Annotated in this window: 16 protein-coding genes; 11 read left to right on the top strand and 5 right to left on the bottom strand. The window is 37.6% G+C overall.

From position 1 onward, the window contains the following. Positions 1-130: 130 nt before the first annotated feature. Positions 131-913 (top strand): hypothetical protein, encoded by a 783-nt coding sequence (locus ACFOWA_RS19330; protein WP_378988487.1) that lies wholly within the window; start codon positions 131-133, stop codon positions 911-913. A gap of 158 nt (positions 914-1071) precedes the next feature. Here the strand turns inward: ACFOWA_RS19330 and ACFOWA_RS19335 are convergent, their stop codons facing one another. After that, positions 1072-2355: a hypothetical protein gene (locus tag ACFOWA_RS19335; RefSeq protein WP_378988488.1), complete on the bottom strand. Its 1284-nt coding sequence runs from the start codon at positions 2353-2355 to the stop codon at positions 1072-1074. After that, a complete protein-coding gene (locus tag ACFOWA_RS19340; RefSeq protein ID WP_378988489.1) occupies positions 2348-3241 on the bottom strand; it encodes a HEPN domain-containing protein in 894 nt (297 codons plus the stop codon). The genes ACFOWA_RS19335 and ACFOWA_RS19340 overlap by 8 nt, the downstream gene beginning before the upstream one ends. Positions 3242-3556: 315 nt before the next feature. Between ACFOWA_RS19340 and ACFOWA_RS19345 the strand changes: the two genes are divergently transcribed. Next, positions 3557-3796, top strand: a complete 240-nt coding sequence (locus tag ACFOWA_RS19345; RefSeq protein ID WP_378988490.1) for a helix-turn-helix domain-containing protein — start codon at positions 3557-3559, stop codon at positions 3794-3796. A 25-nt stretch (positions 3797-3821) separates the two neighbouring features. On the opposite strand, the gene ACFOWA_RS19350 is transcribed toward ACFOWA_RS19345, so the two are convergent. Genes ACFOWA_RS19350 through ACFOWA_RS19360 form a run of 3 tightly spaced genes read right to left on the bottom strand, consistent with a single transcriptional unit; the run spans position 3822 to position 6197 of the window. Then, entirely contained in the window at positions 3822-4163 is a 342-nt protein-coding gene (locus ACFOWA_RS19350) for a hypothetical protein (RefSeq protein ID WP_378988491.1), read from the bottom strand. Between the two features lie 22 nt (positions 4164-4185). Continuing rightward, a complete protein-coding gene (locus ACFOWA_RS19355; RefSeq protein WP_378988493.1) occupies positions 4186-5595 on the bottom strand; it encodes a hypothetical protein in 1410 nt (469 codons plus the stop codon). A 26-nt stretch (positions 5596-5621) separates the two neighbouring features. Next, the gene (locus ACFOWA_RS19360) at positions 5622-6197 is read right to left on the bottom strand and encodes a Crp/Fnr family transcriptional regulator (RefSeq protein WP_378988495.1); all 576 of its coding nucleotides are present in this window, start codon (positions 6195-6197) and stop codon (positions 5622-5624) included. A gap of 401 nt (positions 6198-6598) precedes the next feature. Between ACFOWA_RS19360 and ACFOWA_RS19365 the strand changes: the two genes are divergently transcribed. The 9 genes from ACFOWA_RS19365 (at position 6599) to ACFOWA_RS19405 (ending at position 13559) form a co-directional block, all read left to right on the top strand. After that, entirely contained in the window at positions 6599-7456 is an 858-nt protein-coding gene (locus ACFOWA_RS19365; RefSeq protein WP_378988497.1) for an RteC domain-containing protein, read from the top strand. Between the two features lie 117 nt (positions 7457-7573). Continuing rightward, the gene (locus ACFOWA_RS19370) at positions 7574-8107 is read left to right on the top strand and encodes a hypothetical protein (protein WP_378988499.1); all 534 of its coding nucleotides are present in this window, start codon (positions 7574-7576) and stop codon (positions 8105-8107) included. Between the two features lie 18 nt (positions 8108-8125). Continuing rightward, positions 8126-8449 carry a DUF4134 domain-containing protein gene (locus ACFOWA_RS19375; protein ID WP_378988501.1) on the top strand — a complete coding sequence of 108 codons (324 nt, stop codon included), beginning with the start codon at positions 8126-8128 and terminating at the stop codon, positions 8447-8449. A gap of 10 nt (positions 8450-8459) precedes the next feature. Beyond that, on the top strand, positions 8460-8795 hold the full coding sequence (locus ACFOWA_RS19380) for a DUF4133 domain-containing protein (RefSeq protein ID WP_378988931.1): 336 nt from the start codon (positions 8460-8462) through the stop codon (positions 8793-8795). Continuing rightward, the gene (locus ACFOWA_RS19385; RefSeq protein WP_378988933.1) at positions 8782-11241 is read left to right on the top strand and encodes a TraG family conjugative transposon ATPase; all 2460 of its coding nucleotides are present in this window, start codon (positions 8782-8784) and stop codon (positions 11239-11241) included. The genes ACFOWA_RS19380 and ACFOWA_RS19385 overlap by 14 nt, the downstream gene beginning before the upstream one ends. Before the next feature lie 6 nt (positions 11242-11247). Next, a complete protein-coding gene (locus ACFOWA_RS19390) occupies positions 11248-11616 on the top strand; it encodes a hypothetical protein (protein ID WP_378988503.1) in 369 nt (122 codons plus the stop codon). A gap of 12 nt (positions 11617-11628) precedes the next feature. After that, complete coding sequence (locus ACFOWA_RS19395; RefSeq protein WP_378988505.1) at positions 11629-12330, top strand: conjugal transfer protein TraI; 702 nt, start codon at positions 11629-11631, stop codon at positions 12328-12330. Continuing rightward, positions 12314-12952, top strand: a complete 639-nt coding sequence (locus tag ACFOWA_RS19400) for a hypothetical protein (RefSeq protein ID WP_378988507.1) — start codon at positions 12314-12316, stop codon at positions 12950-12952. The genes ACFOWA_RS19395 and ACFOWA_RS19400 overlap by 17 nt, the downstream gene beginning before the upstream one ends. Then, positions 12939-13559 (top strand): TerB family tellurite resistance protein, encoded by a 621-nt coding sequence (locus tag ACFOWA_RS19405; RefSeq protein ID WP_378988508.1) that lies wholly within the window; start codon positions 12939-12941, stop codon positions 13557-13559. Before ACFOWA_RS19400 ends, ACFOWA_RS19405 begins: the two co-directional genes overlap by 14 nt. Positions 13560-13572: the final 13 nt, after the last annotated feature.

Genomic DNA, 13572 nt, shown 5'->3' on the forward strand with positions numbered 1-13572 from the left:
GCAAGCATGCTCGTTCGTGCAAAGATTTCATCAGCCAATAGTTTAATAATGCAAACCTGCCTGCTTATTATTCGAACAAGATTACGAACGCAAAACTCTGGATAATTAGTTGGTATAACAGGAATGTATTATGAAAACAGTTGAGTACTTTAAACTCCAAGCAAAAAATCTTCACAAAGATTTTAAATCAAAAAAACCTTATTTTGATCCCACTTATGGCCGAGAGCTATATGAGTATGCGCCAAAGTTTTTCGATGTAGATGCACTGGTTCTCGATTTCGATATCGACGAAGACAATTTCACCCATATGAATGCTCAACACTACATTGCGCAGTTGGCTGGATTTAGAAAATGGACGGATATGGTGAAAGCTTCTTCCTCTGCTCTAGAGCTATCAAAATTACTTTTTGACAACATGAATAAAATCAGCGTTATAGATTGGGATATTTATCTTTCTGTAGAAGAACGTGCTAAAGGTTTTCAATTTGATGATGAGTTTAAACTGGATATTTTCAAAGCGGTTTTTGCTGATGTAGATGGCCATCAAAGTGATGGTATAGATTATCGTTTAAATAGAATAAACGAAAAACCAAGAGTTGAAAATCAAATCAATAAACCAAAAAAAACGAAAATGATAGGTAAATCTACTGTCCAAATTTCTGCTTTACCATTGGTTGGTGCAGATAGAATTGAATTTATCGAAACGGCTAACTCGGTTTTCGAGGATGTCCTTTATAGAATTGAGCCAGAAAACCCTCACTTAGTACGTAAATTATGGAATGCAGAAAAATATATCGATGAAAGTCTTCTAAGACCAGATATGTTACCAATCGATCGAGACTATGCACTTTCCTTAATTGATGCCTTCTTGGTTCATCATGTTATTGAACTTGCTGATGAGACCGATAATTAGGAATAAACCATAAGTAAATGATAGTTGAATAATTCTTGTTGAATAATACTGCTTCTTTACAATATTTTTAATTTCACAGCGTATTATATACGAGAGCGTTAATTTAGATAAGCGGGAACAGCCTTTGGGTAATTCCCGCTTTCTTTTTTCTTATTCTATTATAAATCTCTAACTTCATAAATTGCTCTAAGACTTTCTAAATAATCCTTAAAATCGCCATAATGTGCTTTGAGAATTAATATTCTGAAGCGACGTTCAACAAAAAACAATGTAAGTTGGCAATGTGAAAATGATTCAAAAAGATAAAATTTCGTTGGATTGTTTTCTTCATTAATAAAGAATGCAGTATTTTTTTCAGAAGGTTTAAAAAGTTGTTTATCAATTTTAAATCTAAAGTCCAGTTCGTAATATTCACCTTTATCTTTCCACAGAAAGATGATTTTAGGTATTTCATAACTAAACGTACAGGACTTCATGTCCATTTTTCGAGGCTTTTGACGAATATTTCTTAATCCGTACGTAAAGTAATGGTGGGTGAAAGGTTGATGGATAAGATATGGAAAGGCATCCTGCCACAAGGTGAATAAATCTTTTGAACGTTGATAATTCAATTTATCAATTGATGCGATCTGCTCTTTTGTACAATTATAATTGGGTTTTAGTATTGGGGCAAGAAGTTCCATCTTCCTGCAAACTTTGTAGAGTTCAATCTGCATCGGAGAGAAGTTTTGAAATGCTTCATTCGACTCAGAAGTAACAAATGAAGTAAAAGTTTTTATTGCATTGTTGTTCTGTGTTAGTATTCCACTATAGGGTATCAAAAATGGATTATGGTTGGAATGCCATGATTTCTGAAATGTGTCTGCAAAACAAAATCCAATTCCATTAAGTTGCTGTTTAACCACAAATGCTTTATCCATGAAAATCATTTGTGGTCTATTGATTTTTTTTTCGATCATTGGTATTCTTAGTTCTTGCCCAGGCTTGAAAAAGAAAGCATAAGCAGGCTTGAATGTTATATCTAATCCATTTCTGTCATTTATGATAGAAAGGTATTTACTTCCGCCATTTTTGGATGTGAAAAAGTCTGGCCAATAATACCGCTCAAAATCGCAATAATCGTTAATATGCATTAGCTTATCAAGAACCAAGTAGGCGTATTGGCTTAAATAGTTTTCGTCTGTATCTACGCTACAGCTTACCAATAATTCCTTCTTTGTAACCTTCAAATAAACTTTTTCTTCCTTTTCGTCATTGATTTTTATACCTATGGTCAACCATTCATTTTGATAGGAAATTTTGCGTACTATCCGTGTTAAACCTTTGGTAAACCTAAATAATGAATAGCTATTCAGGGTTTCAAATGTTAATTTTAAAGTACCTTCTATAAATGGCAACTTAAATAAACGGGAGTTAGGTATTGGGTTTCGTGTGTTATTCATTTGATACCTCCTTGTCCAAATTTTCTTCGCTTAATTTCTCTAGACCAACAATTTTCATTTGACACATCTTTTTTGTAAGTTCTACAAACGACGAAATCTTTTCAAATAGCCGCTGTGCGTCAATCTCAACAACCAAAAAAGTTTTCCCGTAACGTGCTTGGGAGTAGCTTTTAATCAGAATATCGAACAAATCTTCATCAGTTTGTCGCCCTGTTAAAAACATATTATAGGGAACATCAGAAAATGAATTACATAAGCGCAACAAACGATTTAAATTGTGAACTTCAGAGCGATAGCCTAAGTGCACTCTAATCAAACCTATGCAACATTGTTCTACAACTTGATGTAACATGAAAGTACATACATTAAATTGTCGGCTAAAAAGACATTCTTTAGCACCTGTTAAAAAGCCTTCTGCCAAAGAAATACGATGATTAAAATGTTGGTTTGCTTTTACTGAAGCATTTGAAAAATCTATTTTTTTGGTAAGATTACAAAGTGAAATACCATCATAGCTATATATCAACTCTCCAGTGGAATATACTGTTATAAAAAATCTACTGTTTTTTTGTAAAGCTTCAGAGATGGCTTCTTGCCCGTGACAGATTATGGTTACCGTGCCATCCTCATACATGCCATTACAATAGTCTTGTACTTCGTGATCGATTCTTGTGTTGGTTTCGGTAACCATTAACAAGCAGTAATGACCCTTATAGGTTATTGAATTATCTATAAAATCACCTTCCATTTCTTCAGCAACAAATCGTTTAGAGAAAGAGAAAATTTGCAAGGGTTTAAATCTGCTTATTAGTAAACCTATAAATGTCCTAAGATACCTAGCGTGATGATCTACTGCGGTAAAGATTTGTGGTTCCATATTTCTCATTTTAGTTATTTAACTAGAATGAGCCTTGATTAATGGATTGATAAATTTGGGGTCTACCAACCGTGGTACCGTAAAGTTCTCAGGCCTTAAGTTGACACGGAATTACAGCAGACCCCAAATCTATCTGGATTTGTAAATATACAAATCTACACATAGATTGTGGGAAAACTCTGCTGTCCTGCGTCACGGCCTGAGAATGGTACCGCAAGACTCTTAAAATTCATATTAATTATTTCATAACAAATATAATAAAAAATATTAAACGTGCCATAGCACGTTTAATATTTTTTATTTGTTCTTTAATTAGCTGTAGTTATGGGTAAATTAAGTCCGATAGAGCAGTATGTTATCGACAAAGTAAGAGAAAAACGAATCAAAGCTGGATTAACACAGGCAGTTTTATCTGTTGCTATGGATCTAAACCCAAGATTTGTAGGAAGCGTTGAAAGGGCTAAAACCGATGACAAATACAACATCAATCATCTGAATAAGCTTGCGATCATTTTTGAATGCTCCATAAAAGATTTTTTCCCCGATAAGCCGATTGAGCAATAATGTTCATTGCCCAATAGCTATCGACTTACGCTTTAAGATATGGTAAGGAAAACCTTTTCGAATGGGCAATATATTGCCACCACTCCCAAAATTGCCAAGGTTTAAGCCTGAAGTTTCTATATAGCGTTTGATTGGGGTTATTGCTGTTTTCTGTTTTAAACCTCTCCCATCTTTTTTCACCAACTTTAAAATCTAATGCCTGTCCAGGCTCTTCAGTGTATTTAAAAGAACCATCTGCATTTCGGTAACTGTAGTTTTCGAGAAGGAAAAATTGCATTGGCGGAGTATTGCTGATTACAACTACTACCACGATAGCAATCAAGATCATTTTTCTCCTTTTTGTTATCATTGATTTTTGATTTTCCATAATATAAGCTTAACTCTGATTATCATTTACACTCTCCTTTACTGGCAGGGGCAGTGCCACCACCTTCACTAATGTTGTGCGAATTAGGATTAGCTTTCATTTCTGATCGCAAGGCAGATCCCCAACCAGCGGGAGACATACCCGAACCTACACCACCAGGCCCACCGAAACCAAATGTTGTAGTTGGGTTTGGAACTGGAAGATTTCCTGCCTTTGCTGCATTGTAAACAAAGGCAGCACAATTAAAATCTGTAAAATGATAATCTTTTGGAGGATTTGAAACATAGTCTAGAATTTTCTGAAAACTACCTGCGTCTGTAAAATAACTTGCATCCATGTTATATTCAATATCGCCATTATCTTTGATAGTTGATGGAGAGATTAATTTATCTAAACCAGAGCCAGATCCATAGAATCCTAGAGTTTGAGTAACTGATTTATCCCCATTTACTTTCGTTAACTGTATAGCAACATGCCCGAAACTATTTGGGCCAACATTAAAAAACGTGCCAGGCATTGGCTCAACCACTAAAACCTTTACTTGAAATGCAGCACCCGTACTTGGAACGTTACCGAAGCATTCGACCATTTTTTTAGGGTCAACATTATTATTGTTTTCCCCAGGAATGTTAGATGCGGCTGGTGGTGCAGGAGCGCTTGTACTACCACCTCCGCCGCCACCACTTGGTGTTTCATAGTTTATTCCACTATCATTATAATTGCCACCTCCGCCACCATCGTCTAAATAATAGTATTCGCAATACTTTTCTGCATAGATTGTAAAAATTCCTTCGGCATCTACATAACTTGTTTGCAACCATACACAGGCTTCGATCATCCTGGCCAGAGCTATTTTACCATTGGCTGATGTGCGATTTTGTTCGAAAGTAGCCAATAATGGTAATTGGGTTTTGTTTTCAGCAAAAGCTAACTTTTCGCTTTTGGTTGAGGGGCGTGATTCTCCAATCTGTTTTCCATTTTTAAAAATAGCTCCTTTCTCCAAGCTATAATTAAGGTTGTAAACAAAAATTCGTCCAGTGAAATCACTTACATCAACTTTCTGTTTTGCCTGGAAATAAAGTGCATCGGGGATGATCTCGAGAAATTTCCCTTCAATTTTATTTGTTTTTATATCTTTTTCTATAGAAAGCTGCCGATAGCCTTGTTTAGTGTTTTGGTAAGTTGGTTGTCCAGGTATGGGGATTACTATCCGATTGCCATTACTGGTAGAAACAGATTTAGCATCGTCTAATCTTATAGGGTACTTCTTGATGTAAGCAGAAGTGTCAGACTGATCGCTTAGCCAATCTAGTGCTTCACTAATTGTAATGTTTTCTTTTACAGGTACGGGTTCTTTATCGACAACCGTTTCCTTTTTACATGCCGAGAGAGTTAACATAAACAGGACAATAAATTGAATTTTCTTTTTCATATACTTTGGTATAAGTGGAAGATAAATTATTTAGTGAGATGCGGTCTTAATATTTTTGCTCTAATACGGCTTAAAGTTTCTCTGGTGATACCCAAGTAAGAGGCAATATTGCTTTGAGTGGTTAACTGTTCAATTTGGCTATGCTGTTGGAGCAATATTTTATAGCGTTCTTCGGGAGTTTTGGTACGCATAAAAATACTTCGCTCTTCACTGAGGATGTAATATTTCTCGGTGAGCACACGGCCAATATAATTCCCCTCCCTAAAATCTGCATAATAGGATTGAAGCTGGTGGTAAGAGATGGACTGAAGGATGCAATCTGCTAAAACTTCGATATACTCATCGGCTGGTCTCTGGGTAAAAAAGCTGTAGACAGAAATCATAAGGTCATTTGCTCCCATTAGCCAAGAAGTACATTCTTTGCCATTTTCATCCACATTGTATGCTCTTAAAAATCCTTCCTTAATGTAGTAGATACGTCGAGCTGTTTCGCCGGGCTGTAATAGAATATGCTTGGCCTTAAATGACTCAGTTAAGATTTGGCTAGCTATTCTGTCTTGAAATGGAGCAGAAAGTGGCGTGATGGAACCGAGTACCTGCATTAAATCAATGGGGTAGTTTATGCTATTTTCCATAAATCATAATCACTAAATCCTAAAATAAGAGAGAGAAATTAGACCGATTTTGAAAACGCCTTATTTAAAAAACGAAAGAATTTTCGATTTATTTTTTATGTAGACTAAAACTATGCTAATCAAAGTCTTATCGCAACTCAAAAAAAAGAAAGTTTGGCACTTTTCTCATGCCATATTGTATAAAAATTGATTTCATTATGTGATTTGAATCAAAACATAAAAGTTAAATATTATTATTCGGGCGTACGATTTACCCTCTTTTTTACTTTTCGTTTGTGTTTTACATCAACGCTATAAAATCAATGACCTACTACATTTGAATTGTCTATTTCGCACTCTACGCTCTTTTAAACTTAAAACCTGAAGCTATGAGAAAAAAATGCGAATTACTATTGGGGAAACTAAGAGTTGAACTAGAAGAAGTAGAAACGATGGGCTTAAGCCCCATCGAAAAGTTAAAATCTTACCTATCGTTAACGAATTCATGTGTGGCTACGATGAAGGCAACCATTCTGGAAGACCCCTTTATTTCGGAGGCAGATGAGATTGAATTTTTCAAGGTCTGGAAGCCAAAAGTTTATGGGCTGTTGATATATGCGGCAGAAAGGTACAGTTATGAAATTGCAAGACCGTTGTTGGTTGATGGCTATGCAGACTTTTATAATCAGCAGTTAAACTATATCTCCAAGTTCTTTCGCCAGCATGAGTTTATTTACCAGTATTACAGGTTTGACATGAGCGAAATGGACTCAGTTTACTTTCTCCGGGGTAAAAAGCCAGACGGATTATTCGGGATTGATATACCCGAACTTGACAATTCATTTGCCACGGCTGGCGATTACCTTTTCGCTAAATTCATTGGACTGGAGATGATGCAAGATCTTATTCTGTCAGATATTAAAGGTCCAAAAAGCACGGCAGAGACGGAAGTTAAAAGCAGAAAGGGTCGTTCATTGCGATGGACTGGCGATAGTACCAACCTGATCGAACTTTTATACGGCCTTGCTGAAACCAAACAGTTCAATGATGGAGACATTGATATTTCTGATATGGTGGATGTCTTCGAACAGGTTTTCAATGTTAATCTTTCCAATTATTTCAGGCGATTTACAACAATTAAAAGGCGCAAATCGGTTTCCAAAACTCGTTTTCTCGATGAAATGGTGCAAGCCGTAAATAAGCGTATTGACGATGCAGATGCCTATGTACCAGCTTGGGCAAAATAGGTCTAAGGCAAGAGGATTCGAGGGTTATAACTCGGGTTATATGCTAAATCAGAAAGCTCGGTTACCCAACTTTGATCATGCTAAGCGCAATTCAGCCCTTAGAAAAATATATAAAATATGTTACAACAGTTTACTTGGGGGCAGTTTCTACTTGCTTCTTTCATGCTCAGCTTTTTATGGTATGTCTTTGTACTACTGGTTTTCTACCGAAAGGAGATGCAAGTTTTTTTGACAAGATCTGGTTCAGGTGAATCATTGCCACATCGGTGGGAAAAAGAAGTAGATGTTTTAGGAGAAAAAATCCAAAAGGAGGAAAATTTAGATGGGGATGAAAATTTAATGGGGAAATCGGCAGCAGCAAAAGGTCTTGAAGTTCTACCTATCGGTCAGCTTTCTTTTTCTAGCAATGAAGATCAGCGTTACGAACAGGTAGGACTTGTGGCAGACGTAATCCAAGAGCTTAAACTCATTTTCAGTTCGCTGGAAACAAATGCAGCTTCTAAGCTTGATTTTTTTAAGATGCTCGAAAAGGTTAAAGAAGACTACGGGAAGATTGGGGCGCACCCCAATATCAAGGCAATCAATGCATTTATTGCAGAGCATGCACCATTTCACTTAACTGCCGATGAGCTTGAAAATTTATGGTATTAACGATTAAATAATATGAAGATGGAAAATTTAAAAGCATATAAGATTAAAATAGTAACGATTGGACTTTGCTCGATACTGGTTCTGATTTGCGGCGTTTGCTTCGCCCAAGACGGTAATGCTGGAATTCAAGAAGCCACGAACAAGGTGAAAGGTTACTTTGATACGGGCTGTGATCTGATGTATGCAATTGGTGCAGTTGTGGGTATAATTGGTGCCGTTAAGGTCTTTAACAAATGGAATGCGGGCGAGCCAGACACCAATAAAGTTGCAGCTGCCTGGTTCGGGAGCTGTATTTTCTTGGTGATAGTGGCAACGGTGCTGAAATCATTCTTTGGAATTTAATCTATTGGTTATGGCAAGTGTGTATAAGATCAATAAGGGAGTTTCAAAACCGATTGTATTCAAAGGGCTAAAGGCACAATATATTGCTTACCTGGCAGTAGGGTTAGTTTTTCTTCTAGTGCTTTTCGCAGCTTTTTATATCATGAGGACATCGTTGTTCATATTGCTGCCAGTGATTCTTTTACTTGGTTTCGGGCTATTCTTTACTGTATTCAAGCTTTCGCATAAGTTCGGTGAGCATGGGCTGATGAAATTTTTTGCCAAGCGGGGTATCCCAAGGTATATAAGGTTCAATTCTCGGAGGTTGTTCATTTCTTTGAAGGGAGGCCATGATGAAAGAGGCTAGAGATTTATTGCCAATTTATAATATTGAGCATAACTGCATCTTATCTAGGCAGGGAGATATCACGGTTGGTTTCAAGGTAACATTACCAGAAATTTTTACGCTTTCGGATCGTGATTATGAGGCCTACCACCAAATATGGATAAAAGCGATCAAATTATTGCCACAGCACTCGGTATTTCATAAACAAGATTGGTTCGTTTCTGGTAATTATAAGGCAGATTTTAGGTCGGCTGGAGACAGTTTCTTGTCTAGATCCAGTGAGCGGTTTTTTAACGAACGTGAATGCCTAGACCATAGCTGTTACATTTTCTTGACCAAAAAGCCAACGGGAAGAAAAATATCTTCTTCGGCATACAGCAATATTCTTCGTAAATCAGTAGTTCCAGCGCAAACCATTTCCCCAATTCTATACAGTGATTATCTGGATTCAGTGGGCCAGTTTGAAAGGATCTTAACAGATAGCGGATTTGTGGGGCTTCATCGGCTTAATGATGATGAACTTGCAGGAACTGCAAATTCGCCAGGGGTATTGGAACGTTATTGTTTTCTTTTGAAAGAGGGACAAGCTAGCGTAATCCGTGATATACATCTATGTGAAGAAATCAAGATTGGCGACAAGCATTGTGAATTATACACGCTTTCTGATGTAGAAGACTTGCCACCCCTATGTGGAAGCAGGATCAATTATGATAAATATTCTACCGACAGGACAAAGTTTTCAGTAGGTTTTGCTAGCCCGCTTGGACAACTCTTGCCATGTAATCACATCCTAAACCAATATGTCTTTATAGGTGATTCATCCCTGACCCTAAAACGCCTAGAGGCAAAAAAATTGAGACTTCAGTCTTTATCTGGATATTCAAGAGAAAATGCAATCTCACGGGATGCGGTAAATGATTTTCTGAATGAGGCGATTGCCTCTGGGAAGCTTCCAGTTAAGGCCCATTTTAACGTGCTGGCTTGGAGCGATGAAAGGGATAAGGTAAAAGATTTACGCAATATGGTTTCCTCTGCGATGGCACAGATGGATGCAGTTGCCAAACAGGAAACCGATGGACAAGCTCAAATATGGTTTGCGGGGCTGCCGGGTAATGAGGCCGATTTCCCAATGAATGATACATTTGATACTTTTTTGGAACAGGCAACCTGCTTTTTCAATCTGGAGAGTAATTACAGAAGTTCGGTTTCTCCTTTTGGAATTCGCTTGGGAGATAGATTGTCTGGAAGACCAATCCATGTAGATATTTCTGATGAACCCATCTCTATGGGAATAGCGACCAATCGCAATAAGTTTATATTGGGGCCATCAGGTTCTGGGAAATCATTCTTTACCAATCACATGGTCAGAAGTTATTACGAACAGGGAGCACATGTGGTATTGGTAGATGTTGGCCACAGCTATAAAGGTTTATGCGATTTGGTTAATGGGTATTATTTCACTTATTCTGAAGAATGCCCAATAGCCTTCAATCCCTTCTTTTTAGCGGATGGTGATTTACTCGATACAGAGAAAAAAGAAAGCATTAAAACTTTACTGCTTGCGCTTTGGAAAAAGGATGATGAAAATTTTAGGCGCTCTGAGTATGTGGCATTATCGAATGCCCTAACGCTTTATTTTGAGCACCTGGAGTCTAGAAGTGATATTTTTCCCTGTTTCAATACTTTTTACGAGTTCCTGCAAACAGAATATCAGGATGTACTTTCAGACTCCAAGGTGAAGGAGAAAGATTTTGATATGGGCAATTTCTTATATGTTCTAAATCCATATTACAGGGGTGGCGAGTTCGACTATTTGCTAAATGCAACTGAAAATCTCGATCTGTTGAGTGAAAGATTCATTGTTTTCGAATTAGACCAAGTGAAAGATCACCCCATTTTGTTCCCTGTAATCACGCTGATCATTATGGAAGTCTTCATTTCCAAGATGCGAAAACTCAAAGGGATACGAAAGGTGATCTTATTGGAAGAAGCGTGGAAAGCCATTGCTAAAGAAGGAATGGCAGAATACATTAAATATTTGTTCAAAACTGTTCGTAAGCATTTTGGCGAGGCAATAGTGGTTACCCAAGAGGTGGAGGATATCATTTCGTCACCTATCGTAAAACAGGCAATCATCAATAACTCAGATTGTAAAATTCTATTGGACCAGAGCAAGTACCAGAACAAGTTTGATCAGATACAGAAGATGCTTGGCTTGACCGATAAAGAGAAAGCACAAGTGCTGTCGATGAACAAGGCCAATGACCAAAAACGGAAGTATAAGGAGGTGTTTATTTCCATCGGCGGTCAATCTTCAAAGGTCTACCGAACCGAGGTTTCGCTAGAAGAATACCTCGCTTACACCACTGAAGAACGAGAAAAGGTGCAGGTAAACGAATATGCCAGAAAGTATGGCAGTATCCAAAAGGGAATTGCTGTTTTGGCACAAGAGATCAGAACTAGATAATATGTTATGAAAAGTACAATTGCAAAATTAGTCGTGGGTATTGTTTTGATGCTTGGCTGCTCGACTGATAAGGTGAGGGATTTTATCCCAGGCACCTATGTGAATTCCGCTGGAGGCGAGTTTTCTATTGCAGATGACACGCTAGAAGTTGAACTAATTGAAGGAAACAATTATGTCATCCATCGAAGAACTGGATTTAACTTGATTACAGAGGGTAAGCTGGGAAAACGGGAATATGAGGTGGAAGTATGGAAAACGATCTACAATGCAGAAGCCCAAAGCCTAACAGAGACGCGCAAGGGAAAGATTATCTCTTTCTTTCCCGACAAGAACTCACTCTCTATTGGTAGAAGGACATACAAGAAGATTAATTAACAAAATATTATTATGAAAATTTTTAAAATTATGAAAAAGTTTATGGTCATCCTGCCCGTAAGCGCCATGACCATATTTGTGAGTTTGCCCACTGGGGCAAATGCGCAAGTTGCGGTTTTGGAAGTGATCAAGGCAGGTGTAAAAAAAGTAATCAAAGCGATGGACCTGAAGGTGCAGCGTTTGCAGAATGAAACCATCTGGCTACAGAATGCGCAGAAGGTTTTGGAAAACCAGTTGTCAAAGCTAAAGCTCACCGAGATTTCGGATTGGACACAGAAGCAGAAGGAACTTTACAGTAAATATTACGAGGAACTTTGGAAGGTGAAATCTTCACTCATGTATTATAAGCGGCTAAAGGAACTCACCCAAAGTCAGCTTGATATTGTAGATGAATACAAATGGGCATGGAATCTCTTTAACAAGAGTGGGCATTTCTCGGTAGCTGAACTGGATGAAATGGGACGGGTTTATTCTGGCATCTTGCAAGAGAGTGTTAAAAATATAGATCAGATTTTTTTGGTAGTCAATTCATTTAAAACGCAGATGAGTGATGCAGCAAGGCTTGAAATGATCGTTGATGCGGCAAATGAGATGGATCGCAATTGGTCAGACCTTAAAAAGTTCAATAGGGAAAATAGTCTGCTATCAATCCAGCGAGCCAAATCATTAGATGAGGCGGCTAAATTAAAAGAGCTTTATGGGGTCGAGAATTAGGGTATTTGGATTAATGGTGGCTCTGCTTTTTATCACTTCACTTTCTTACGGACAGACCTATTCAGAGTTTTTCAGGCAGAAAAAAACGCAGGAAAAATACTTGCTAAAGCAATTGGCTTACCTAAAAATGTATGCTGGCTATCTGAAAAAAGGATATGATGTGGTTTCCGACGGTCTTAGTACGATCAAGGGCTTTACTTCAGGAGAGTTTGGACTACATGAGGCCTTCTTTGGTTCGCTGAAAATGGTAAGCCCAGTAATCAAACAAAATTATAGGGTGATTGAAATTATTTCTATGCAGGTGAAGATTTCAAAAATGTTTGCTGACATGGCTTTTTTGGATATAGGAAACACAAATCTTAATTATCTCCGCACTGTTAACGCTGAGATACATTCAGAATGTAACAAGGATTTAGACGAATTGATCCTCATCATAACTGCATCAAAAGTTGAAATGAGCGATGATGAAAGACTGATTAGACTTGCGAAAGTGCATAGCTCGATGAGCGAAAAAACCGAGTTCAGTTTAGGCTTATATGCTGAAGTAGAGGGTTTAAGTAAAGCTCAGAAAAACGAAAAATCAGAAATCATTAAAATGAGGAGGCTTTATGAAAAGAATTAGAATTTTTTTGGGATTGATATTGTTACTAGGCGGCAATGTCTGCTTTGCCCAGTCGCAGGAAGCTACACAGCTGTTATTGAACGTGGAAAAGCTTTCGCAACTCAAGAATATACTTACTGACATGAAGAAGGGTTACACAATAGTTTCCAATGGCTACAAATCTGTAAAGAACATTGCCGAGGGCAATTTTTCATTGCATGAGGTATTTTTGGATGGACTGATGTCTGTATCACCAGAAGTCAAAAAATATGCGAGGGTGGCGGACATCATTTCCTATCAAAAGAATATTCTCACAGAATACAAGCGTGCATTTAAGGGGTTTGCCTCTGCCAATGTTTTTTCGGTAGATGAGCTGGATTATCTTTCAAGGGTATATGAAAACTTATTTGATCAAAGCCTGCAAAATATCGAAGATTTAACAATGGTCATCACATCGAGTAAGCTAAGAATGAGTGATGATGAGCGGCTGAAGGCAATTGATAGGATATTTGTAGATACCCAAGACAAGTTGATGTTTCTGCGGAATTTTAACTCAGAGGCGAATATGCTCTTGCTTCAAAAAAAACAGCAGAAAAAGGAAATTTCCCAGCTCAAAGGCCTTTACTGATATAATCTAGAAA

It is taken from the genome of Pedobacter lithocola (assembly GCF_042650845.1).
Taxonomy (GTDB): Bacteria; Bacteroidota; Bacteroidia; order Sphingobacteriales; family Sphingobacteriaceae; genus Pedobacter; species Pedobacter lithocola.

Coding starts and splice junctions, on each gene's coding strand:
- ACFOWA_RS19330 (WP_378988487.1), top strand. CDS start 131: ATGAAAACAGTTGAGTACTTTAAACTCCAAGCAAAAAATCTTCACAAA.
- ACFOWA_RS19335 (WP_378988488.1), bottom strand. CDS start 2,355: ATGAATAACACACGAAACCCAATACCTAACTCCCGTTTATTTAAGTTG.
- ACFOWA_RS19340 (WP_378988489.1), bottom strand. CDS start 3,241: ATGAGAAATATGGAACCACAAATCTTTACCGCAGTAGATCATCACGCT.
- ACFOWA_RS19345 (WP_378988490.1), top strand. CDS start 3,557: ATGGGTAAATTAAGTCCGATAGAGCAGTATGTTATCGACAAAGTAAGA.
- ACFOWA_RS19350 (WP_378988491.1), bottom strand. CDS start 4,163: ATGGAAAATCAAAAATCAATGATAACAAAAAGGAGAAAAATGATCTTG.
- ACFOWA_RS19355 (WP_378988493.1), bottom strand. CDS start 5,595: ATGAAAAAGAAAATTCAATTTATTGTCCTGTTTATGTTAACTCTCTCG.
- ACFOWA_RS19360 (WP_378988495.1), bottom strand. CDS start 6,197: ATGCAGGTACTCGGTTCCATCACGCCACTTTCTGCTCCATTTCAAGAC.
- ACFOWA_RS19365 (WP_378988497.1), top strand. CDS start 6,599: ATGAGAAAAAAATGCGAATTACTATTGGGGAAACTAAGAGTTGAACTA.
- ACFOWA_RS19370 (WP_378988499.1), top strand. CDS start 7,574: ATGTTACAACAGTTTACTTGGGGGCAGTTTCTACTTGCTTCTTTCATG.
- ACFOWA_RS19375 (WP_378988501.1), top strand. CDS start 8,126: ATGGAAAATTTAAAAGCATATAAGATTAAAATAGTAACGATTGGACTT.
- ACFOWA_RS19380 (WP_378988931.1), top strand. CDS start 8,460: ATGGCAAGTGTGTATAAGATCAATAAGGGAGTTTCAAAACCGATTGTA.
- ACFOWA_RS19385 (WP_378988933.1), top strand. CDS start 8,782: ATGAAAGAGGCTAGAGATTTATTGCCAATTTATAATATTGAGCATAAC.
- ACFOWA_RS19390 (WP_378988503.1), top strand. CDS start 11,248: ATGAAAAGTACAATTGCAAAATTAGTCGTGGGTATTGTTTTGATGCTT.
- ACFOWA_RS19395 (WP_378988505.1), top strand. CDS start 11,629: ATGAAAATTTTTAAAATTATGAAAAAGTTTATGGTCATCCTGCCCGTA.
- ACFOWA_RS19400 (WP_378988507.1), top strand. CDS start 12,314: ATGGGGTCGAGAATTAGGGTATTTGGATTAATGGTGGCTCTGCTTTTT.
- ACFOWA_RS19405 (WP_378988508.1), top strand. CDS start 12,939: ATGAAAAGAATTAGAATTTTTTTGGGATTGATATTGTTACTAGGCGGC.